Source organism: Pseudomonas sp. 10(2024) (genome assembly GCF_045164175.1).
GTDB classification, from domain to species: Bacteria; Pseudomonadota; Gammaproteobacteria; order Pseudomonadales; family Pseudomonadaceae; genus Aquipseudomonas; species Aquipseudomonas alloputida.
In genome coordinates this window covers 3,821,246-3,842,007 of sequence record NZ_CP174006.1, presented here as the reverse complement: position 1 = coordinate 3,842,007, position 20,762 = coordinate 3,821,246, and the positions used below count along the sequence as shown (strand labels likewise).

Here is a 20,762-nt window from a genome sequence, read left to right as displayed (position 1 = left end):
TATTCAAGCCATGACTATTTGGGAGTGAGCGCAGGACATGTCCCGCAATTCTTATATTCAGCAGAGCTCTGACATCCAGGCCGCAGGCGGCCTGGTCCCGATGGTTATCGAGCAGTCCGCCCGTGGCGAACGCGCTTACGACATCTACTCGCGCCTGTTGAAGGAGCGTGTGATCTTCCTGGTTGGCCCGGTAGAGGACTACATGGCCAACCTCGTCGTTGCGCAACTGCTGTTCCTTGAGGCGGAAAACCCGGACAAGGATATCCATCTGTACATCAACTCGCCGGGCGGTTCCGTCACCGCCGGCATGTCGATCTACGACACCATGCAGTTCATCAAGCCGGACGTTTCGACCATCTGCATCGGCCAGGCCTGCAGCATGGGCGCCTTCCTGCTGGCGGCAGGTGCCAAGGGCAAGCGTCATTGCCTGCCTAACTCGCGCGTGATGATCCACCAGCCGCTGGGCGGCTTCCAGGGTCAGGCCACCGATATCGAGATCCACGCCCAGGAAATCCTCAATATCAAGGCCCGTCTGAACGAGCTGCTGGCCTATCACACCGGCCAGGACCTCGAGACCATCAAACGTGACACCGAGCGTGACAACTTCATGAGCGCCTCGCGCGCAGCCGAGTACGGCCTGATCGACTCGGTCTACGACAAGCGGCAACTGGCCTCCTGAACCGGGGGGTCAGAGCAGGTGGGCGTCGAAAGCGCCTACCTGCGGACTTGAAAAAGCCCGCAATTGCCTTCATCTTGTGTTGCAAGCCTACCGGATTGGATCGATCGAATGACTGACACCCGTAACGGCGAGGACAGCGGCAAATTGCTTTATTGCTCCTTCTGCGGCAAAAGCCAGCACGAAGTGCGCAAACTGATTGCCGGGCCCTCGGTATTTATCTGCGACGAGTGCGTCGACCTGTGCAACGACATCATCCGAGAGGAGGTGCAGGAAGCCCAGGCCGAGAGCAGCGCGCACAAATTGCCTTCGCCGAAAGAAATCAGCGGCATCCTTGACCAGTACGTCATTGGTCAGGAACGCGCAAAGAAGGTGCTGGCCGTAGCGGTGTACAACCACTACAAGCGCCTGAACCAGCGTGACAAGAAGGGTGACGAAGTCGAACTGGGCAAGAGCAACATCCTGCTCATCGGGCCAACTGGCTCGGGCAAGACCCTGCTCGCCGAAACCCTGGCACGCCTGTTGAACGTACCGTTCACCATTGCTGACGCCACCACCCTGACCGAAGCCGGTTATGTGGGTGAGGACGTCGAGAACATCATCCAGAAGCTGTTGCAGAAGTGCGACTACGACGTGGAAAAGGCCCAGATGGGCATTGTCTACATCGACGAAATCGACAAGATCTCGCGCAAGTCGGACAACCCGTCCATTACCCGCGATGTGTCCGGTGAGGGCGTGCAGCAGGCGCTGCTGAAACTGATCGAGGGCACCGTGGCCTCGGTTCCGCCGCAGGGCGGCCGCAAGCACCCGCAACAGGAATTCCTGCAGGTTGATACCCGCAACATCCTGTTCATCTGCGGTGGTGCGTTCTCGGGCCTGGAAAAGGTCATCCAGAACCGTTCCACCAAAGGTGGCATCGGTTTTGGTGCCGAAGTGCGCAGCAAGGAAGAGGGCAAGAAGGTTGGCGAGTCCCTGCGTGAGGTCGAGCCGGACGATCTGGTCAAGTTTGGCCTGATTCCGGAATTCGTCGGCCGTCTGCCGGTACTGGCTACCCTTGACGAGCTGGATGAGGCTGCGTTGATGCAGATCCTCACCGAGCCGAAGAATGCCCTGACCAAGCAGTATGCCAAGCTGTTCGAGATGGAAAGCGTCGACCTCGAGTTCCGCAGCGATGCGCTCAAGGCCGTTGCACGCAAGGCCCTGGAGCGCAAGACTGGCGCTCGTGGCCTGCGTTCGATCCTCGAAGGCGTGTTGCTCGATACCATGTATGAGATCCCTTCGAAAAAGGATGTCAGCAAGGTGGTTATCGACGAGAGCGTCATCGAGGGCACCTCGCAGCCGCTGATGATCTACGAAAACAGCGAACCGCAAGCCAAGGCCGCGCCAGACGCCTGATTCAGGCAATGGCCGGTTCTCGGTTGCAAGCAAGAGGGGGCCTACGGGCCCCTTTCTGCTTTTCCTGTGCAAGCGCTTGTAATTTCCCAAGCGTGCCCCCACATTAGGTCCAAGCATCATTTCCACCGGTTTCCGGCCATAAGGCCGCTGTAGAGGCGAAATCATGAAGACCACCCTCGACTTGCCTCTTTTGCCATTGCGCGATGTCGTTGTTTACCCGCACATGGTTATCCCGCTGTTCGTGGGGCGCGAAAAGTCCATCGAAGCCCTCGAGGCGGCGATGACGGGCGAAAAGCAGATCCTTCTGCTGGCCCAGAAGAATCCAGCCGACGACGATCCGGGCGAGGACGCCCTGTACCGTGTCGGTACCGTTGCCACCGTGCTGCAACTGCTGAAGCTGCCTGATGGCACCGTCAAGGTGCTGGTCGAGGGCGAGCAGCGTGGTGCGGTCGAGCGCTTCTCCGAAGTTGAAGGGCACATCCGTGCTGAAGTCTCCCTGATCGACGAAACCGACACTGCCGAGCGCGAGTCGGAAGTGTTCGTGCGCACGCTGCTGTCGCAGTTCGAACAGTACGTTCAGCTGGGCAAGAAGGTGCCTGCCGAAGTGCTGTCTTCGCTGAACAGCATCGACGAGCCAGGGCGCCTGGTCGACACCATGGCCGCGCACATGGCCCTGAAGATCGAGCAGAAGCAGGAAATTCTTGAAATCGTCGACTTGACTACCCGTGTCGAGCACGTGCTGGCACTGCTGGATGCCGAAATCGACCTCCTGCAGGTCGAAAAGCGCATTCGCGGCCGGGTCAAGAAGCAGATGGAGCGCAGCCAGCGCGAGTACTACCTGAATGAGCAGATGAAGGCCATTCAGAAAGAACTTGGCGATGGTGACGAAGGCCACAATGAAGTCGAAGAGCTGAAAAAGCGCATCGAAGCCGCAGGTCTCCCTAAGGATGCCTTGGCCAAGGCTCAGGCGGAGCTGAACAAGCTCAAGCAAATGTCTCCGATGTCGGCCGAAGCTACCGTGGTGCGCTCGTACCTCGACTGGTTGGTGCAGGTGCCGTGGAAGGCTCAGAGCAAGGTGCGTCTGGACCTGGCCAAGGCCGAGGAAATCCTCGATGCCGACCACTATGGCCTGGAAGAGGTCAAGGAACGCATCCTCGAGTACCTTGCCGTGCAGAAGCGCGTCAAGAAGATCCGCGGTCCGGTGCTGTGCCTGGTCGGGCCACCCGGCGTCGGCAAGACTTCGCTGGCCGAGTCGATCGCTGCCGCCACCAACCGCAAGTTCGTGCGCATGGCCCTGGGTGGCGTGCGTGACGAGGCCGAGATCCGTGGCCACCGCCGTACCTACATTGGCTCCATGCCGGGTCGCCTGATCCAGAAGATGACCAAGGTGGGTGTGCGCAACCCGTTGTTCCTGCTCGACGAGATCGACAAGATGGGCAGCGACATGCGCGGCGACCCAGCCTCGGCACTGCTGGAAGTGCTCGACCCTGAGCAGAACCACAACTTCAACGACCACTACCTGGAGGTCGACTACGACCTCTCGGACGTGATGTTCCTGTGCACCTCGAACTCGATGAACATCCCGCCGGCGCTGCTGGACCGGATGGAAGTCATCCGTCTGCCTGGCTACACCGAGGACGAAAAGATCAACATCGCGGTCAAGTACCTGGTGCCCAAGCAGGTCAAGGCCAACGGCTTGAAGAAAGAAGAGCTGGAAGTCGACGTCTCGGCGATTCGCGACATCATCCGCTACTACACCCGTGAAGCCGGTGTGCGGGGTCTGGAACGGCAAATTGCCAAGGTCTGCCGCAAGGTGGTCAAGGAACATACCGGGCAGAAGCAGGTCAAGGTCAAGGTGGCCAGCGAGCAGCTGGAGCACCTGCTGGGCGTGCGCAAGTTCCGCTATGGCCTGGCCGAGCAGCAGGACCAGATCGGCCAGGTAACCGGCCTGGCCTGGACCCAGGTGGGCGGCGAGTTGCTGACCATCGAGGCCGTGGTCATCCCCGGCAAGGGTCAGTTGATCAAGACCGGCTCGCTGGGCGATGTCATGGTCGAGTCGATTACCGCCGCGCAGACCGTGGTGCGCAGCCGCGCCCGCAGCCTGGGGATTGCCGCCGACTTCCACGAGAAGCATGACGTGCACATCCACATGCCTGAAGGTGCCACGCCGAAGGACGGCCCAAGTGCCGGTATCGGAATGTGCACCGCACTGGTGTCGGCGCTGACGCAGATTCCGGTACGTGCCGATGTGGCCATGACCGGCGAAATCACCTTGCGTGGCCAGGTATTGGCCATTGGCGGGCTGAAGGAAAAACTGCTTGCGGCACACCGTGGCGGGATCAAGACGGTGATCATTCCCGAGGAAAATGTTCGCGATCTCAAGGAGATTCCTGAAAATATCAAACAGGATCTTCAGATCAAACCGGTCAAATGGATTGACGAAGTCCTGCAAATTGCGCTGCAATACGCCCCGGAGCCCTTGCCAGATGTGGCTCCGGAGATTGTCGCGAAAGACGAGAAGCGCGACGGCGATGCTAAGGAAAGAATCAGCACGCATTAGTAGTTTTTGGCTGGGGGGCTTTCCTTGACAGTATTTTCGGCGCCTTGCTATAAAGCGGCACGTTATTGTCGCCATGCCTCCCAGCACACGTTTCATAAGCTTTTCATTACATACTTAGAAACAAACTCAATAGAGAAATAAGGGGACTTAGAGTGAACAAGTCGGAACTGATTGACGCTATCGCCGCATCTGCAGACATCCCGAAAGCTGTAGCCGGCCGTGCGCTGGACGCAGTCATCGAATCCGTCACCGGCGCCCTGAAGCAAGGTGACGATGTGGTACTGGTTGGCTTTGGTACCTTCTCGGTCAAGGAGCGCGCCGAGCGTACTGGCCGCAACCCGCAAACCGGCAAGGCAATCAAGATCGAAGCCGCCAAGGTTCCAGGTTTCAAGGCCGGCAAAGGCCTGAAAGACGCCGTCAACTAAGTCGTCTTTCAGCCGGACCCGGCCTGGCCTGGTCCGAGCACGGTGATGGCGGGGCGCAAACGTTCCCGCCTGACACGTTTGCTAAGAAAAGGCGCATCCTCGGATGCGCCTTTCTTTTATCAGGATTCTACCCACGCTCCGCGGTTGTCGACGCAGTGGTACAGCCGTTTCTGGGGGACGCATGCTGCAAAATATCAGGGACAATTCACAAGGTTGGATTGCCAAGACCATCATCGGCCTTATCGTCGTGTTGATGGCATTGACCGGTTTCGAAGCCATTTTCCAGGCCGCCACTCATAGCCAGGACGCCGCCAAGGTGAACGGCCAGACCATCAGCCAGAACGAACTGAGCCAGGCGGCCGACATGCAGCGCCGTCAACTGATGCAACAGTTGGGCAAGGATTTCGACCCGGCGCTGCTGGATGACAAGTTGCTGCGTGAGGAGGCACTCAAGGGGCTGATCAGCCGCAAGCTGCTGCTGCAAGGTGCTGAGGATGCCAAGTTCGCATTCTCCGAGGCCGCGCTGGATCAGGTGATCCTGCAGACCCCTGAGTTCCAGGTGGACGGCAAGTTCAGCGCTGAGCGTTTCGACCAGGTGATCCGCCAGATGGGCTACGGTCGCATGCAGTTCCGCGAGATGCTCGGCGAGGAAATGCTCATCGGCCAACTGCGCACCGGCCTGGCCGGCAGCAGCTTCGTCACCGATCAACAGGTCGATGCCTTCGCTCGCCTGGAGAAGCAGACCCGCGACTTCGCCTCCCTGACCTTCAAGGCCGACCCGGCCGCAGTCAAGGTCAGCGACGAAGAGGTCAAGGCGCACTACGACCAGCACGCCAAGGAGTTCATGTCGCCTGACCAGGTCGTGATCGACTACATCGAGCTGAAGAAGTCGGCTTTCTTCGATCAGGTCAAAGTGACTGACGAAGAGCTCAAGGCCCAGTACGAGAAGGAAATCGCCAACCTGGCCGAGCAGCGCCATGCCGCGCACATCCTCATCGAGGTCAACGACAAGGTCACCGACGCCCAGGCCAAGGCCCGCGCCGAAGAGATCGAGCAGCGTCTGGCCAAGGGTGAGGACTTTGCCGCTTTGGCCAAGGAGTTCTCTCAGGACCCAGGCTCCGCCAACACCGGTGGTGACCTTGGCTTTGCCGGCCCGGGCGTATACGACCCGGCCTTCGAAGAGGCGCTGTACAAGCTGCAGGATGGGCAGGTATCTGCACCGGTGCGCACCGAGTTTGGCTACCATCTGATCAAGCTGCTGGGCGTCCAGGCGCCAGAGGTACCGAGCTTCGCCAGCCTGAAGGACAAACTGACCCGCGATCTGAAGATGCCGCTGGTCGAGCAGCGTTATGTCGACGCCAGCAAGCAACTGCAGGATGCTGCCTACGAGGCTTCCGACCTGACCCAGCCGGCCCAGGACCTGAACCTCAAGGTGCACACCTCCGCCGCCTTCGGCCGCGAGGGCGGTGAAGGCATTACCGCCAACCGTGCGGTGGTGCAGGCTGCGTTCTCTGAAGAAGTGCTGGATGAGGGTGCCAACAGCACCGCCATCGAGCTCGACCCTGAGACCACCGTGGTGCTGCGCGTCAAGGAACACCGCAAGCCAGAGCAACTGCCGCTGGACGCTGTGGCCAAGAATATCAGGGAGCACCTGGCCAAAGAGAAGGCGACTGCCGAACTCAAGGCCAAGGCAGACAAGCTGATTGCCGGCCTGCGTGACGGTTCCATCGCAGCAGGCAGCGTGCACGAAGGCCAAGGCTGGAAAGCCTATGAAGCCGTCACCCGTGGTGAGGACGGTATTGACCCGGCCGAACTGCAGGCACTGTTCCGTCTGGGCAAGCCGCAAGCCAAGGACAAGCCAGTGTATGGCAGCGTCGTGCTGCGTGACGGTAGCCTGGTGGTGTTGCAGCTCAAGGGCGTGAACGAAGGCGCTGCCGCCACCGACGAAGAGAAGCAGCAAATTCGCCGCTACCTCGCGTCACGTGCTGGCCAGCAGGACTTTGCCGCTTACCGCAAGCAGCTGGAAGCCAATGCAGACATTACCCGTTACTAAGGTGTTCGTTGCATGAAGAAACAGGCCGCCTCGTGCGGCCTGTTTCGTTTTCGCCAGCCGCGAGCACGGTCATTGTCGAAGGTCACAGCGCCTTCAGGGGTGGCGCCAACCAGGTGCTACCGCTTCACCCCTTCATAACTGTCCAGCGTATCGCGTGCAATCTCTCGCCCCAGGGCGATGAGCTCCGGCGCCTTGTAGAACTCGAAAAACCGGCACACCCGCTTGGGTACGTTGATCAGCACATCCGGTGGATAGCCGGCAATCTTGTACTGTGCCAGCGAAGTCTGCATGACCTCGAAGCTCTGGTTGATCAAGTCCAGGAGTGAGGCCGGCCCCACGTTGTCGATGATGAAAGAACCGGTGGCAGACTTCGGCGCGCCCTCGCGCTCCGGGGCCGCTGCCGGTTGCTGGCTTTCCGGGTCGGCGCTGTCGGCAAGCCACGGGCTTGGCGGTGCCAACCCCTCGGCGACGATCTCCTTTTCGATGCGGATCAGCTCTTCCGCCGGTTTGCGCCGGAATGGCAAGCGTGAACCCAGCGAGCTCAACAAGGCGTCAAAGCGCATCTTGAACGCCGCCGGGCGCTCGATCACCGGCAACTGGTACTGCTTCTGGTTGGTGGCGTTTAGGTTTACCGCGATGATCAGGTCGCAATGGCTGGACACCACCGGCACGATTGGCAGCGGGTTGAGGATGCCACCGTCGACAAGCATGCGGTTGCCTTGCATCACCGGCGTGAACAGGCTGGGAATGGCCGCCGAGGCGCGCATGGCCTGATGCAGGCAACCTTCCTGGAACCAGATTTCCTGCTGGTTGGTAAGGTCGGCGGCCACTGCGGTGTAGGGTATGCGCAGTTGCTCGATGTTTATCTCGCCGACGATCTTGCGGATCTGCCCGAACACCTTGTCGCCGCGAATCGCACCGAGGCGAAAGCTGACGTCGACCAGGCGCAGCACATCGAGGTAGTCGAGGCTTTCGATCCAGTTGCGATAGTCGTCGAGCTTGCCGGCGGCATAGATACCGCCAATCACCGCGCCCATGGAACACCCCGCGACGCAGGCTATGTCGTAGCCGCGGCGCTCGATTTCCTCGATCACGCCGATGTGCGCATACCCTCGGGCGCCGCCCGATCCCAGTACCAGTGCCACACGTTTACTCATGAACATTCCCCGGCCAGTGCCATCATGGTCCTACAATGCACCCATCGCTGCCTGTGCTTCAATGTAGATCGTGCTGAGCTACTGTAATAAAACTGGCCAGGCAAAGCCGGCTGGGCATGGCACTTTCCAGCTGTCGGAGCGTCGAACAGCCACCGTTTTTCCATAGAGGTATTACTGATGAAAGCCTGGATTTGCCTTCCACTGATTGCCCTGGCCCTTGCTGGCTGCGCGGGCAAGACGGCCTACCGTGACAGCTGCGCGACCCAGCTGGATGCCGCCTGGAAGGAGCTGGACCTGGCCAAGGCCGAAGGCTTCGCCGGTGCCGTAAGTTATTCCAAGGCCTTGTCATTGCTGACCGGGGCCAAGACCCAGCAGCAGTTCGAAGGCTACGAAAGCTGTACCCGCAAAGCCGAAAAGGCGCGGTTCTACATTCGTGAATCTCGCGCCGGGCGCTGAACAGGGAGCATCGTATGTCTGCCATGCTCGACCATGTCGTTGCCCAGATACTGACCTTGCAGGTGCGCTTGCTGGCCTGTCGTGAACGCCTGGCTGCCAATACCGACAGCGAGGCCTTGCACGACTTGCGTACCACCTTGCGGCGCCTGCGCAGTCTGCTGAGGCCGCTGCGTGGGCTGCCTGGCGTGGAGCAGTTGGAGGATGCTGCACGTTCGCTGGGGACCCTTACCACGCCGCTGCGTGATCGCGAGGTGCTGGCGGCCGAGCTGATCGGGCGCGGTCACACAGCAGCCGGGCAGCGGCGTCTGGAGGGGCGTGACAGGACTTTCGCCAGTGTCGCTGCCAGCCCACAGCTGGCCAGGGTATTGGCGATTCTCGACGCCTTTCCATTGTTCCTGCGGGCGGCGGGCCGGGAGGGGCTGGTCAAGTCGCTAAGCAAACGTATCGACAAGCGCTTGGTCAAGCAGTGGCGCAAGTTGCACAAAGCGTTGCAGGACCCTGCTCACGATCGACACCGCCTGCGTTTGCTGATCAAGCGTGCACGCTATGGCGATGAGGCCTACCCGCAACTCGATCACGCAGGGAAGAAACTGCAACGTCTGCTGAAAAAGGCACAGGGCAACCTGGGTGATTGGCACGACCGCCTGCAATGGCTGCTGCAAGCGCGCGACCATGCCGACTTGCTCCCCTGCAAAGCCGATTGGGAGCAGGAGCTGCATGAGGCGGAGCGCCAGTCGGATGTGACGCTGGATGCCCTGCAAGAGGCGCTGGCGCGGCGTTATCACGGAAAATGACCGATATGCGGGCTGAATGCTTGGCGTTTGCTGGCTAGGATGAGCGGACCTTTTTCTTTGCAGGCAGGAGCCGGCCAATGACTTTCAACCAACTGCTCGACGCCGTGCGGGCCAACCCGGATTCCGTCAGCATTCCGCCCAGCTGGGCCCAGGGGCGCGCTGCCTTTGGCGGGCTGATGGCGGCCATGGTCTATGAAACCATGCGCCTCAAGATCAGCGACAACCGCCCGGTACGCTCATTGGCCATCAGCTTCGTGGCACCCGCGGCGGCGGATGTGCCCATCCGCTTCGAGGTGGAGGTTTTGCGCGAAGGCAAGGCGGTTAGCACGTTGCTGGGCCGCGCTGTTCAGGATAGCCAGGTGGTGACTTTGGTGCAGGGCAATTTCGGTGCGGGCCGCCCTTCGGTGGTCGAAGTGCCGGCGTTACCGGCTATCGAAATGCCTGCGCTCGATGAGGCGGCCCCGGAGTTGCCCTATATCAAAGGCGTTACCCCTGAGTTCATGCGGCACGTGGCCCTGCGCTGGGCAGTAGGTGGGCTGCCGTTCAGTGGCAATCAGTCGCGCAAGATGGGCGGCTGGGTGCGCTTGCGGGATGTGGTGGAAGAACAGGTGAACGAGGCGCACCTGTTGGCGTTGGTCGATGCCTGGCCGCCCAGCCTCATGCCGTTTCTCAAGCAGCCCGCTGCGGGTAGTACGTTGACCTGGACCATCGAGTTCATCCAGCCAACGGCGAAGCTGTCGACCCTGGATTGGTGCCGGTACTGTGTGGAGACCGAGCATGCGCGGGATGGCTATGGGCATGCTGCTGCGGCGTTGTGGACGGCGCAGGGCGAGTTGTTGGCGTTGAGCCGGCAGACCGTCACCGTTTTCGCCTGACCCTTGCAAGGCTGCTCACAAGCAGCGCTCCGGCAGCTGGCTCAGTGCCGGTGCTTGTGCCGCTCCCGCCAGGCCCTCCACCAGGCCCCGCTCACCACAAAGCGCGGAAAGGTGATGAACTGCTCGGTCAGTAAGCGCTGCACGGCATCCTGGCGGTTGGCGAACGGTTCGGGCTGCTGGGCTTCAAGGCGGTGGCCTTGGCGCTGCAGGCCCAACGCTGCGATCAAGGCAATCACACCCACCGCGATCTGGCCGAGGTCGAAACCAAACAGACCGGACAGCACCAGCAGTGTCCCCAGAATGAACAACGGCACAGCGATCAGGTGCAACACCAGGTTGGCCGGGTGGCGGTGATTGTGGTGGTAGCCGCGCCATTGCCAGGCGGGAAGATTGGGCAGGCGTTTGCTCATGGGGATTTCCTCTCGGTCATGCCCAAAGCTTAGTGCGGCCCCCAAGCGGGGGCCAATCGAACCTGGCTATGGTGACTATAGCTTGAGCTGGCCAATGGCCTTGTTCAGTTCGCCGGCCAGGGTCGCCAGTTCGCTGCTGGTGGTCGCCGAACCGACCGTCTGCTGCACGGTCCGCTCGGTGACATCGCGGATGCTGACCACCGCGCGGTTCATTTCCTCGGCTACCTGGCTTTGCTGCTCGGCCGCTACAGCGATCTGGGTATTGCTTTCGCGCATCTGCGCCACGGCACCGGTAATTTCCGCCAGCGCCTCACCGGCTTCCTGTGCCTGACGTACACAGTCGTCGGCCTTGTACGAACTTTCCTGCATGAACTCCACCGCATCGCGGGTGCCCGACTGCAGGGCCGAAACCATGGTGGTGATTTCATCCGTGGAGGTTTGCACGCGTTTGGCCAGGTTGCGCACTTCATCGGCCACCACGGCAAAGCCGCGGCCCAGGTCGCCGGCGCGCGCGGCTTCGATGGCAGCATTAAGCGCCAGCAAGTTGGTCTGTTCGGCAATACTGTGGATCACACTGACTACACCGTTGATCTTCTGGCTGTCCTCGGCTAGCTGTCGAATCATCTCGGCAGTTTGTTGCACGCCGCTGGAAAGCCCGGAAATCGAATCCTGCACTCGGCTGACCACCGCTTGGCCGCTGCCGGCCAAGGTGTCGGCGGTTTGTGACAAATCGCGGGTGGCACCGGCGTGCTGGGCAATGTGGTGCACGGTCGCCGACATTTCGTTGATGGCAGTGGCGGCCTGGTCGGTTTCACTCTGCTGGCCGAGCATGCCATGGCGTACGTCGCTCATGCTGGCGGCCAGGCGTGCAGCGCCCGAGTCAAGCTGTGCTGCGCTGTGGGCGACGGTGCTGACCACGCGGTGATAGGTGGACTGCATGGCGTTGAAGGCCCCGGCCATCTGGCCGACCTCGTCGCCACTGGCTAGCGGTACGCGGGCCGACAGGTCGCCGGTTTTTTCCACGTGCAGCATCACGTCCTTGAGGGTGTTGAGTTGGCTGAGCAGGAAGCGGATCAGCAGTTGCGAGGCGCCGAGCATGGCCAGCATCAGGATCAGCACACACACCGCGTAATTGCTGAAGCGATCGAAGAAAACCTGGCGCAGGCTGGGTGACTGGGCCAGCACAGCCAACTGCTGGTCGCCATTGCGCAATACCTGTGCGCCACGCAGCGGGTTTTCACCGAGGATCCAGGCGCTCGGCAATGCTACCCAGCCTTGGGCGTTGCGCAGGGCATCGAGCGCCTCTCCGGCGTAGGTTGGCGTTTGCCCGGTTGACCAACTGATGACGTTGGCCGGGCGTGGCAGTGCTTGCCCGGCTGGCCAGGCGGCCAGCAACTGGGCTTGTGCGACCGCCAGGCCCTGAGCCGCCTCGGCACGTGCGCGTTGCTCCAGGTGCACTGCGTACAGCACCAGCAGCAAGGTGGTGACAAAGGCCACTGCGTTGACGGCCCAGAATTTGTACTTCAGGGAAACATTGCTAAGCCAGGCACCCATGGGCAGGTCTTCTCTGAGTTGAGCGGAAACAATATTGGCAAGGTGCCATCATTGTGCCCACATCCACCTGGACATGTGTTGATGCATATCAACTGTGTTCACCCGCCCCGCGGAAACACGCGAGATTCAGGGGAGCTGGAAAAAATCGCGCGCCGTTGCCGTGGTATGCGCTGCCGTGTGCTCGGCTGATTCACCGCGATGCAAGGCCACCTCGCGCAGTACCTCCGGCAAGAACGCCGGCTCGTTGCGCCCGCTCTTGGGCTTGGGCCGCAAGCTGCGCGGCAGCAGGTAGGGCGCGTCGCTTTCCAGCATCAGCCGGCCTTCAGGGATGTTGCCCACCAGCGGGTGCAGGTGAGTGCCGCGGCGTTCGTCGCAGATCCAGCCGGTAATGCCGATGTGCAGGTCCAGGTCCAGGTAGGCGAACAGCGCCTCGCGCTCACCGGTGAAGCAGTGCACCACCGCGCCGGTCAGGTGGTCGCGGTAGTCCTTGAGAATCGCCAGCAAGCGCTCGCTGGCATCGCGCTCGTGCAGGAACACCGGCAGGCGCAGCTGCGCAGCCAGTGTCAGCTGGGCTTCCAGGGCTTTTTCCTGCAGCGGGCGAGGGGAAAAGTCGCGGTTGAAATCCAGGCCGCATTCGCCTACTGCGCGTACGCGCGGTTCGCTCAGCAACAGTCGCAGCTGGCGCTCGCTGTCGGCATCCCAGGCCTTGGCATCATGAGGGTGCACGCCGGCCGTGGCGAACAGGTGCGCGCCGCTGGCATCCAGTTGTTGGCACAGCTCCAGCGCTTGTTCGCTGACCGCCAGGCTGGTGCCTGTCAGCAGCATTTGCGTAACGCCGGCCTCCAGTGCGCGCTCGACGATTGCGGCCTGTTGGTCGTGGAAACTGCTGTTGGTCAGGTTGACGCCGATATCGATCAGTTGCATGGTGCTATCTCGTGCCGCGGGGCGGCCAGCATAGCAAAAACCGCGTTTTTCTGAAAAAACCAAGAACTTCATGCTGTTGCCGTGGTCTTTTACCGTCGTTTATCACTTGGCGGTGCAACCCATGGATGCCGCTCACCGACCACGGACACGTTTTCGCATGCAGCGATGCTGGCTCATTTTTCTGCTGACGCTGGGGTTGGCCTTTGCCGGTCCCGCCCAGGCGCGCTCGCCGGGGCCGCAGCAAAACATACCGCCTGCCAAGGTGCGTGACCTGGCGCAGATTCGCACCAGCAAAGTACTGCGAGTGCTGGTCAACCAGAGCCGCAACAGCTCTGGTGAGGTCAAGGGCGAGCCAGTCGGCATCGAGTATTATCGTCTGCGTGCCCTGGAGCATTTCCTCAATGCTCGTATCGCCGACGACCAGCAGATCCAGCTAAAGCTCATCCCGCGGGCCAAGGAACAGTTGCTGGGCGCCCTGGCCCGCGGTGAGGGTGACCTGGCCGCGCCAGGCGAGCTGCTTGACCCCACTACGGTGAGCGGTGTCCGCGGCAGTGCGCCGATACTCGACCAAGTGCCGCTGATGCTGGTCGGGCGCAAAGGCGAGCGGAGTTTCAGCAAGGTCGAACAGCTGTCAGGGCGTACCGTGGCCTTGACCAGTGCCAGCGCCGCCGGGCCGCTGATCCAGCAGGTCAACCAGCAACTGGCACTGCGCAAGCGGCCGCCGATCAAAGTGGAGTGGGTCGATTCAACGCTGGCGGTGGAGGATGTGCTGGAGATGGTACAGGCAGGCATCTACCACCTGACCGTGGTCGAGCAGCCCATTGCCCGGCGTTGGGCCCGGGTTATGCCGCGCCTGCGCCTGGATAGCCGGGTGCGCCTGGGGGCGCCGCAAGCCATGCGCTGGTATGTAGGGGGTGAAGCGCCGCAATTGCTGGCCGCAGTCGATCACTTTCTGCAAGGTTACCGCGCGCCAGATAACCAGGATGCCGCATTCGAGCGCATCTACCGCCGCCAGTACCGGGTACACAACCCGTTGGCCAGCAAGGACCGCCAGCGTCTGGCATCGGTGCGGGCGGTGTTGCAGAAGCATGGCCAGGCGCAACAGATCGACTGGCTCAACCTGGCTGCATTGGCCTTCAAGGAGTCGACGCTCAACCCGGCTGCACGCGGTACTGGCGGTGCCCATGGCCTGATGCAGATTACCCCTTCGGCGGCCCAGCGGGTGGGGGTGAGCAATACTGCGACGGTAGATGGCAATGTCCTGGCCAGTGCCCGTTACCTGGCGCTTATCCGGCGCAAGTTTTTTGCCAGTGCCAAGATCAACGAGCGTGAGCGCATGGCCTTTGTGCTGGCAGCCTACAACCTCGGCCCCGAGCGGGTTCAGGCCATGCGTGCAGAGGCTCGACGGCGGGGGCTCAACGGCAACCAGTGGTTTTTCCAGACCGAACGCATCGCCATGGAGCAAGTGGGGATGGGACCGGTCAATTTCGTCAACAGCATCAACAAGTACTACCTGGCGTTCAACCGCGAACGCGCGGCACTGGAGCGTGTAGCGAAGCGTTAAGCATCGATTTTATCGATTGTAATGTTGGGTTTTTTGCGATTTTCATATCAAGAGAATTGATTATGATGGCGCCCATACCCACACAACTGCTTCACTTCAAGGACGCTTCGACATGAACAACACTACCCTCAACGCTCTGTTCTCTACACGTGCTGGCGCTGGCTTGAGCGTTATCCGCATCCTGGTCGGCATCATCTTCATGGCTCATGGTGCGCAAAAACTCTTCGGCCTGTTCGGTGGCTACGGCCTGGAAGGCACCGGCCAATGGATGGAAAGCATCGGCCTGGCGCCGGGTTACCTGATGGCCCTATTGTCCGGTAGTGCCGAATTCTTCGGCGGCCTGGCCTTGGTGGTCGGCCTGCTGGCTCGCCCGGCGGCCCTGGCGCTGACGGTGACCTTGATAGTGGCGATCGTTTCGGTGCACATCGGCAACGGCCTGTTCATGTCCAACAACGGCTATGAGTTCGCCCTGGCGCTGTTGGCCGGCACCGTTGCAGTCATGATCGAAGGCGCTGGCCGCTTCTCGCTCGACCGCCTGATCGCCCGGTAATCAGCTGCACGCTGTGAGCTACGAGCCGCAGGCAAGCGCGGGCCAGTACTCGGCTTGTTCTTGCTTGGGGCTTGTCGCTTGCAACTTGGGGCTCATCGCTCTAGCATACCGCCTGCGCCGATTTAAACAGCTACTTGCGGGGCGCAGGAAAGCCCCACCTCCGGGCCGTCCGAAATACCGCTAAAGCGCTGGTTCGGTGACGCCTCCCACCGCTGCCCAGCGGGATTCGCGAGGCGGAGAGAAGCTCCATGAGTTGCCCACGTACCAGTGTCTGTTTGAGCCCTTTGCCTGCCAACCAGGCGTCCCGCACACCGCGCATCCTGCTCGGCGGCCGGCATCAGCCCACCCTTTTGCGTCATCTTGAAGGCCTGTCACGGCGCAAGGGACAGGCGCGTGCCTTTCTGATCCAGTTCGCTGATAGTGGCTGCCACCTCGCGCAGTATGGCAATGACCGCTTCGACCTGGCTGTGATCCAGGCGCCGGCACCGGACGAAGCCGCCGAAGTCATCGGCCATCTCACCCGCATCGCGCGTCAAGGCCTGATTACCCGCCGCTGAGGAATGCGCTATTGAGCACCAACATCATCACCACAGAAGGCCATGAGGCGCTGAAGAAAGAGCTGGACCACCTGTGGCGGGTGTATCGTCCGGAAATCACCCAAAAGGTTGCCTGGGCGGCTTCGTTGGGTGACCGCAGCGAGAACGCGGACTACCAGTACAACAAGAAGCTGCTGCGCGAAATCGACCGCAGGGTGCGATACCTGCGCAAGCGGCTTGAAGATGTGAAAGTGGTGGCGTACTCGCCCGAGCAGGAAGGCAAAGTGTTTTTCGGTGCCTGGGTTGAGATCGAGAACGACGAGGGCGAGACCATGAAGTTTCGCATTGTCGGCTACGACGAGATCTACGGGCGCAACGATTACATCTCGATCGATTCGCCCATGGCCCGTGCCTTGCTGAAGAAGGAGGAGGGTGATGAGGTGGTGGTGCATACACCTACCGGTGAAGCGACCTGGTATGTGAGCAGCATCCGTTACGGCCAGTCAGTCTCGATGGACTGACTGGCCCGTCTTGCGTCAGCCTGAGGCATGTGCTGTCCCGGCAGAAGCGCTGACAGCCAGGCCTCAAGCCTCGCGCAACACCGCCAGCGGGCTGGCATTCAACGCCCGCCGTGTTCCCAGCACCCCAGCACCACCCACCAGCAGTGCCCCCGTCAGCGGCAACACCAGCAGCCACGGGTGCGGGCTCCACTGCAAATCGAAGGCATAGCGGTACAGCACCCAGGTAATCAGTTCGCAGCCCACGGCCGCCAATAGCCCGCTGGCCGCACCCAGCAGGCCGAACTCGATTCGCCGGGCCTTGACCAGCAACGGCCGCGCCGCGCCCAGTGCGCGCAACAGTGCGCCTTGGCGAATACGCTCGTCCAGCGTGGCCTGCAAGCCGGCGAACAGCACTGCCAGCCCGGCGGCCAGCACGAACAGCAACACATACTCCACCGCCAGGGTTACCTGGGCGAGAATGCTGCGCAGCTGGTCGAGCAAGGCATCCACCTGCAGGATGGTCACCGCCGGAAACGCCCGTGACAGCGCGACGACATCCAGGTCATGCCCCGGTGCCAGGTAGAAGCTGGTCAGGTAAGTGGTCGGCAGCCCCTGCAGCGTGCCAGGCTGGAAGATCATGTAGAAGTTCGGCTGGAAGCTGTCCCAATGCACGTTGCGCAGGCTGCTCACGCGGGCCTGGCGCTGCTGGCCGCCAATATCGAACGTCAGCAGGTCGCCCATCTGCAGTTTCAGGCTGCTGGCCAGCTCCGCCTCCACTGAAACCCCGGGGATGTCGTTGTCGGCTGGCAAGGCTTGCCACCAGTTGCCGGCGGTCAGCACGTTGCCTTCGGGCAACTCGGCGGCCCAGGTCAGGCTGAGGTCGCGCTGCACGGCGCGCTCGCCTGCCGAGTCCTTGCTGACCACCTGCTGTACCGGTTTTTCATTGATTTGCACCAGGCGCCCGGGCGTTACCGGGTACAGCGGCGCTGAAGCGGCATTGACCTGGTGCAGGTGTTGAATGAACGGCTCACGGTCATCTGGCAGGATGTTCAGGGCGAAGTGGTTAGGCGCATCCTTGGGTAGCTGTGCTTGCCAGGTATCGAGCAGCTCTGCGCGCAGCAGGGCGACCAAGGCCATGGCCAGCAGTATCAGGCCGAATGCCAGGGCTTGGCCTGCTGCCGCCATGGGGTGGCGCAATAGCTGGCCCAGCCCCAGACGCCAGGTGAGTGGCGCACCGGCCAGCAGCTGGCGCAGGCTGCGTAAACCGAGCAACAGCAGGCCGCCGAGCAGAAGTGCGGCGACCAGGCCGCCACCGAGCAGGGCGAAGGTGAGCAGCAGGTCGAGGCTCAGGCGCCACATGATCAGGCCCAGGGCGAGCAGGGCGGCGCCGTACACCAGCCAACTGCTCGCAGGTATCGGCAACAGGTCACGGCGCAGCACGCGCAGTGGCGGCACCTGGCCCAGCGCCGCAATCGGCGGCAGGGCAAAGCCAGCCAGTGCCACCAGCCCGGTACCGATACCTGCCAGCGCAGGAACGATGCCGCCAGCGGGCACTACGCTCGGCAGCAAGCCGTGCAGCAGGCGGAACAGGCCCAGCTGAGCCAGCCAGCCAAGCAAGGCGCCGGCCAGGGCAGCGACCAGGCCGAGCATGGCCAGTTGCAAGCAATACAAGCCCAATGCCTGGTGGCGCGACAGGCCCAGGCAGCGCAGCAGGGCGCTGGCGTCCAGTCGGCGTGCAGCATAGCGACTGGCCGACAGTGCCACGGCCACGCCTGCCAGCAGCACAGCCACCAGGCTGGCCATGTTCAGGTAGCGTTCGGCTTTGCCCAGCGCGCCGCCGATCTGTTGGTTGCCATCGCGGGTGTCACGCAGGCGCTGGTTGGCGGCCAGGTCTTTTTCCACGGCCTGACGGTACTGCGCCACCGCCTCGGCATCGCCGCGCCACAGGTCACGGTAGGTGACCCGGCTGCCCGGCTGGATCACGCCGGTGGCTTCCAGGTCGGCCAGGTTCATCATCACGCGTGGGGTAAGGCTGTAGAAGTTGTTGGCGCGGTCCGGTTCGTAGGTAAGCACGCGGCTCATGCGCAGGGTTTTCATGCCCACGTCGATGCTGTCGCCGATCGCCAGCCCCAGTGCCGCCAACAGGCGCGGTTCGACCCACACTTCGCCAGGGGCAGGGCCGCCGCCGGGTGTTTCTTCGGCATAGGGTGCCGGAGCGCTGCGTACTTGCCCGCGCAACGGGTAGGCGCCGTCGGCGGCCTTGACGCTGGACAGCTGGATGCCCTTGTCGCCGCCGACCACGCTGGTGAACTCGACCACGTGTGCGTGGCGCAAGCCCAGTGCCTTGCCGGCATCGAGTTGTTGCTCGCGGGCCGGGGCGCTGCCCTGCAGTACCAGATCGGCGCCCAGGAACTCGCTGGCGCGCAGCTGCATGGCGCCGTTGAGGCGGGCGCCGAAATAGCCGATGGCGGTGCTGGTGGCTACCGCCACCAACAGGGCAAAGAACAGCACGCGCACTTCGCTGGCGCGAACATCGCGCAGCAACTGGCGCAGTGCCAGGCCACACAGGCGGGACAGCGGCATATGGCTCACCAGACCTCCATCGGCGCCACAAGGCGGCCCGCGTCCAGGCGGATCTGGCGCCGGCAGCGGCGTGCCAGGCGTTCGTCATGGGTGACCAGCACCAGGGTAGTGCCGCGCTCCTTGTTCAGCTCGAACAACAGATCGCTGATGCGCTCGCCGGTGTGGCTGTCGAGGTTACCGGTGGGCTCATCGGCGAACAGCACCGCAGGCTGCGCGGCGAAGGCGCGGGCGATGGCGACGCGCTGCTGCTCGCCGCCCGAGAGCTGCCGAGGTGTGTGGCTCAGGCGCTTGCCCAGGCCGACCCGCTCCAGCAAAGTGCGAGCCTGTTCGCGGGCATCGCGGCGGCCGTCCAGTTCCAGTGGCAGCATGACGTTTTCCAGTGCATTGAGGCTGTCGAGCAACTGGAACGACTGGAACACGAATCCCACATGCTCGGCGCGCACACGGGCGCGCTGGTCTTCATCCAGTGGCCCCAGGTCGTGGCCGGCGAGCATGACGCTGCCAGCGCTGGGCCGGTCGAGGCCGGCGAGCAAACCGAGCAGGGTCGACTTGCCGGAGCCCGAGGCGCCGACGATGGCCAGGCTGTCGCCTTGGGCCAGGTCGAGAGACAGTGCGTGGAGGATGGTAAGGTCACCTTCCGCGCTGGGGACCACTTTGCTAAGGTTCTGCGCAACGAGAATGCTGGGGCTCATGGAGAATCCGATGCGAGTGTGGTGGTTGAGTGCCGGTCTGGCCCTGTATTGCCTGGCCCAGAGCGCAGCGGCAGGAACACTGCTGGTTGTTGGCGATAGTATCAGCGCCGGTTTTGGCCTGGATAGCCGTCAGGGCTGGGTGTCTCTCTTGCAGGCCCGCCTCAGGGACGAAGGTTTTGACGACAAAGTGGTCAATGCTTCGATCAGTGGCGACACCAGCGCAGGTGGCCAGGCGCGGCTGCCGGCGCTGCTTGCAGCACATAAACCGAGCCTGGTGGTGCTGGAGCTGGGCGGCAACGATGGCCTGCGCGGGCAGTCGCCTGCACAATTGCAACAAAATCTTGCCTCGATGATCGAGCATTCGCGTCAGGCAGGGGCCAAGGTGCTGCTATTGGGCATGCGCCTGCCGCCCAATTATGGTGTGCGTTACACTACCGCCTTTGCCAAGGTGTATGAACAGCTGGCAGCGGACAAACAGGTTCCTTTGGTGCCGTTTTTCCTCGAAGGGGTAGGGGGCGTACCTGAACTGATGCAGGCTGATGGCATCCATCCGGCCCAGGGGGCTCAGCAGCGCCTGCTGGAAAATGCCTGGCCAGCGATAAAACCCTTGCTGTGAAGCTTTAAACGGGGCCGCCTTTGGGCTAATGTTGCGCCCCCCGTTTCGAGTGCTCCAAATGCCGCGCCCTGCCTGGTCCCTGTATGCCTATCAACTGATCGAGCCCGACGAGCAGCTCGACCTGTTCGCCTGCCAGGAAAGCCGCGTCCACCTCGTGGCCCGCCAGCTCGAGCTGGGCGTGCCGGTCGACCGTACCTTGTGTGGCGGCCTGCTGCCAGCCCAGCCGCGTTGGTCGGGGGTGCCGCGATCGATCTACCGCGATGGTCGCCTGTGTGAGCTGTGCCGTGCCATCCTCGATGCCCAGCGACGTGGCATGCGTCCGGTGTGGCCAGAGCTGCACGGCAGCTGAACGAAAAGCACCTTTCATCATCTGAAACGCTTGCAACGTGCCAATGCCTCCCGCTTGCATCGACGCGGGTGTACAATCGATCCTCTTGACCCA

The 20,762-nt window shown here is 62.2% G+C and carries 20 protein-coding genes; 14 read left to right on the top strand and 6 right to left on the bottom strand.

Annotated features, from left to right (window positions below):
- Positions 1-37: 37 nt before the first annotated feature.
- From clpP to ACI7M0_RS17385, 5 genes are all read left to right on the top strand, one after another.
- Positions 38-679, top strand: a complete 642-nt coding sequence (gene clpP, locus ACI7M0_RS17405; RefSeq protein ID WP_003259400.1) for an ATP-dependent Clp endopeptidase proteolytic subunit ClpP — start codon at positions 38-40, stop codon at positions 677-679.
- 108 nt (positions 680-787) lie between these two features.
- Positions 788-2,071, top strand: a complete 1,284-nt coding sequence (gene clpX / locus ACI7M0_RS17400; RefSeq protein WP_003250242.1) for an ATP-dependent Clp protease ATP-binding subunit ClpX — start codon at positions 788-790, stop codon at positions 2,069-2,071.
- 163 nt (positions 2,072-2,234) lie between these two features.
- Positions 2,235-4,631 carry an endopeptidase La gene (lon, locus tag ACI7M0_RS17395; protein WP_010953272.1) on the top strand — a complete coding sequence of 799 codons (2,397 nt, stop codon included), beginning with the start codon at positions 2,235-2,237 and terminating at the stop codon, positions 4,629-4,631.
- A gap of 152 nt (positions 4,632-4,783) precedes the next feature.
- Positions 4,784-5,056 carry a nucleoid-associated protein HU-beta gene (gene hupB, locus ACI7M0_RS17390; RefSeq protein ID WP_003250246.1) on the top strand — a complete coding sequence of 91 codons (273 nt, stop codon included), beginning with the start codon at positions 4,784-4,786 and terminating at the stop codon, positions 5,054-5,056.
- Positions 5,057-5,237: 181 nt separating this feature from the next.
- The gene (locus ACI7M0_RS17385) at positions 5,238-7,109 is read left to right on the top strand and encodes a SurA N-terminal domain-containing protein (RefSeq protein WP_129932121.1); all 1,872 of its coding nucleotides are present in this window, start codon (positions 5,238-5,240) and stop codon (positions 7,107-7,109) included.
- A 116-nt stretch (positions 7,110-7,225) separates the two neighbouring features.
- On the opposite strand, the gene ACI7M0_RS17380 is transcribed toward ACI7M0_RS17385, so the two are convergent.
- Positions 7,226-8,266: a patatin-like phospholipase family protein gene (locus ACI7M0_RS17380; protein ID WP_026031953.1), complete on the bottom strand. Its 1,041-nt coding sequence runs from the start codon at positions 8,264-8,266 to the stop codon at positions 7,226-7,228.
- A 177-nt stretch (positions 8,267-8,443) separates the two neighbouring features.
- Between ACI7M0_RS17380 and ACI7M0_RS17375 the strand changes: the two genes are divergently transcribed.
- From ACI7M0_RS17375 to ACI7M0_RS17365, 3 genes are all read left to right on the top strand, one after another.
- Entirely contained in the window at positions 8,444-8,722 is a 279-nt protein-coding gene (locus ACI7M0_RS17375) for a lipoprotein (RefSeq protein WP_003250254.1), read from the top strand.
- Positions 8,723-8,736: 14 nt separating this feature from the next.
- Entirely contained in the window at positions 8,737-9,516 is a 780-nt protein-coding gene (locus ACI7M0_RS17370; RefSeq protein ID WP_104962144.1) for a CHAD domain-containing protein, read from the top strand.
- Between the two features lie 77 nt (positions 9,517-9,593).
- A complete protein-coding gene (locus ACI7M0_RS17365; protein ID WP_129932122.1) occupies positions 9,594-10,391 on the top strand; it encodes an acyl-CoA thioesterase II in 798 nt (265 codons plus the stop codon).
- 41 nt (positions 10,392-10,432) lie between these two features.
- Here the strand turns inward: ACI7M0_RS17365 and ACI7M0_RS17360 are convergent, their stop codons facing one another.
- The 3 genes from ACI7M0_RS17360 to ACI7M0_RS17350 form a co-directional block, all read right to left on the bottom strand.
- Positions 10,433-10,801 (bottom strand): Mpo1-like protein, encoded by a 369-nt coding sequence (locus ACI7M0_RS17360; RefSeq protein WP_010953277.1) that lies wholly within the window; start codon positions 10,799-10,801, stop codon positions 10,433-10,435.
- A 75-nt stretch (positions 10,802-10,876) separates the two neighbouring features.
- The gene (locus ACI7M0_RS17355; RefSeq protein WP_064493428.1) at positions 10,877-12,355 is read right to left on the bottom strand and encodes a methyl-accepting chemotaxis protein; all 1,479 of its coding nucleotides are present in this window, start codon (positions 12,353-12,355) and stop codon (positions 10,877-10,879) included.
- Between the two features lie 126 nt (positions 12,356-12,481).
- Positions 12,482-13,279, bottom strand: coding sequence for a TatD family hydrolase (locus tag ACI7M0_RS17350; RefSeq protein ID WP_064493427.1), 798 nt, complete (start codon positions 13,277-13,279; stop codon positions 12,482-12,484).
- 157 nt (positions 13,280-13,436) lie between these two features.
- Here ACI7M0_RS17350 and ACI7M0_RS17345 point away from each other — a divergent pair, with 157 nt between their 5' ends.
- The 4 genes from ACI7M0_RS17345 to greB all read left to right on the top strand — a co-directional run bounded on the left by ACI7M0_RS17345 (position 13,437) and on the right by greB (position 16,450).
- Positions 13,437-14,843, top strand: a complete 1,407-nt coding sequence (locus ACI7M0_RS17345; RefSeq protein ID WP_129932123.1) for a transglycosylase SLT domain-containing protein — start codon at positions 13,437-13,439, stop codon at positions 14,841-14,843.
- Between the two features lie 112 nt (positions 14,844-14,955).
- Positions 14,956-15,393 (top strand): DoxX family protein, encoded by a 438-nt coding sequence (locus ACI7M0_RS17340; RefSeq protein ID WP_010953281.1) that lies wholly within the window; start codon positions 14,956-14,958, stop codon positions 15,391-15,393.
- 248 nt (positions 15,394-15,641) lie between these two features.
- Positions 15,642-15,950 carry a hypothetical protein gene (locus ACI7M0_RS17335; RefSeq protein WP_014591670.1) on the top strand — a complete coding sequence of 103 codons (309 nt, stop codon included), beginning with the start codon at positions 15,642-15,644 and terminating at the stop codon, positions 15,948-15,950.
- An 11-nt stretch (positions 15,951-15,961) separates the two neighbouring features.
- On the top strand, positions 15,962-16,450 hold the full coding sequence (greB, locus tag ACI7M0_RS17330; RefSeq protein ID WP_129932124.1) for a transcription elongation factor GreB: 489 nt from the start codon (positions 15,962-15,964) through the stop codon (positions 16,448-16,450).
- Positions 16,451-16,513: 63 nt separating this feature from the next.
- Here greB and ACI7M0_RS17325 read toward each other — a convergent pair whose 3' ends face one another.
- Positions 16,514-19,021: an ABC transporter permease gene (locus ACI7M0_RS17325; RefSeq protein WP_129932125.1), complete on the bottom strand. Its 2,508-nt coding sequence runs from the start codon at positions 19,019-19,021 to the stop codon at positions 16,514-16,516.
- Positions 19,018-19,704, bottom strand: coding sequence for an ABC transporter ATP-binding protein (locus ACI7M0_RS17320; RefSeq protein ID WP_020192892.1), 687 nt, complete (start codon positions 19,702-19,704; stop codon positions 19,018-19,020). Before ACI7M0_RS17320 ends, ACI7M0_RS17325 begins: the two co-directional genes overlap by 4 nt.
- 10 nt (positions 19,705-19,714) lie before the next feature.
- Between ACI7M0_RS17320 and ACI7M0_RS17315 the strand changes: the two genes are divergently transcribed.
- Both ACI7M0_RS17315 and ACI7M0_RS17310 read left to right on the top strand, forming a co-directional pair.
- Positions 19,715-20,320, top strand: coding sequence for an arylesterase (locus ACI7M0_RS17315; RefSeq protein WP_020192893.1), 606 nt, complete (start codon positions 19,715-19,717; stop codon positions 20,318-20,320).
- Positions 20,321-20,378: 58 nt separating this feature from the next.
- The gene (locus ACI7M0_RS17310; protein ID WP_014591666.1) at positions 20,379-20,669 is read left to right on the top strand and encodes a hypothetical protein; all 291 of its coding nucleotides are present in this window, start codon (positions 20,379-20,381) and stop codon (positions 20,667-20,669) included.
- The last annotated feature ends 93 nt before the right edge of the window (positions 20,670-20,762 follow it).

Coding starts and splice junctions, on each gene's coding strand:
- ACI7M0_RS17375 (WP_003250254.1), top strand. CDS start 8,444: ATGAAAGCCTGGATTTGCCTTCCACTGATTGCCCTGGCCCTTGCTGGC.
- ACI7M0_RS17370 (WP_104962144.1), top strand. CDS start 8,737: ATGTCTGCCATGCTCGACCATGTCGTTGCCCAGATACTGACCTTGCAG.
- lon (WP_010953272.1), top strand. CDS start 2,235: ATGAAGACCACCCTCGACTTGCCTCTTTTGCCATTGCGCGATGTCGTT.
- ACI7M0_RS17350 (WP_064493427.1), bottom strand. CDS start 13,279: ATGCAACTGATCGATATCGGCGTCAACCTGACCAACAGCAGTTTCCAC.
- ACI7M0_RS17360 (WP_010953277.1), bottom strand. CDS start 10,801: ATGAGCAAACGCCTGCCCAATCTTCCCGCCTGGCAATGGCGCGGCTAC.
- ACI7M0_RS17310 (WP_014591666.1), top strand. CDS start 20,379: ATGCCGCGCCCTGCCTGGTCCCTGTATGCCTATCAACTGATCGAGCCC.
- ACI7M0_RS17315 (WP_020192893.1), top strand. CDS start 19,715: ATGCGAGTGTGGTGGTTGAGTGCCGGTCTGGCCCTGTATTGCCTGGCC.
- ACI7M0_RS17380 (WP_026031953.1), bottom strand. CDS start 8,266: ATGAGTAAACGTGTGGCACTGGTACTGGGATCGGGCGGCGCCCGAGGG.
- ACI7M0_RS17335 (WP_014591670.1), top strand. CDS start 15,642: ATGAGTTGCCCACGTACCAGTGTCTGTTTGAGCCCTTTGCCTGCCAAC.
- ACI7M0_RS17365 (WP_129932122.1), top strand. CDS start 9,594: ATGACTTTCAACCAACTGCTCGACGCCGTGCGGGCCAACCCGGATTCC.
- clpX (WP_003250242.1), top strand. CDS start 788: ATGACTGACACCCGTAACGGCGAGGACAGCGGCAAATTGCTTTATTGC.
- clpP (WP_003259400.1), top strand. CDS start 38: ATGTCCCGCAATTCTTATATTCAGCAGAGCTCTGACATCCAGGCCGCA.
- ACI7M0_RS17320 (WP_020192892.1), bottom strand. CDS start 19,704: ATGAGCCCCAGCATTCTCGTTGCGCAGAACCTTAGCAAAGTGGTCCCC.
- ACI7M0_RS17355 (WP_064493428.1), bottom strand. CDS start 12,355: ATGGGTGCCTGGCTTAGCAATGTTTCCCTGAAGTACAAATTCTGGGCC.
- ACI7M0_RS17385 (WP_129932121.1), top strand. CDS start 5,238: ATGCTGCAAAATATCAGGGACAATTCACAAGGTTGGATTGCCAAGACC.
- ACI7M0_RS17340 (WP_010953281.1), top strand. CDS start 14,956: ATGAACAACACTACCCTCAACGCTCTGTTCTCTACACGTGCTGGCGCT.
- ACI7M0_RS17345 (WP_129932123.1), top strand. CDS start 13,437: ATGCAGCGATGCTGGCTCATTTTTCTGCTGACGCTGGGGTTGGCCTTT.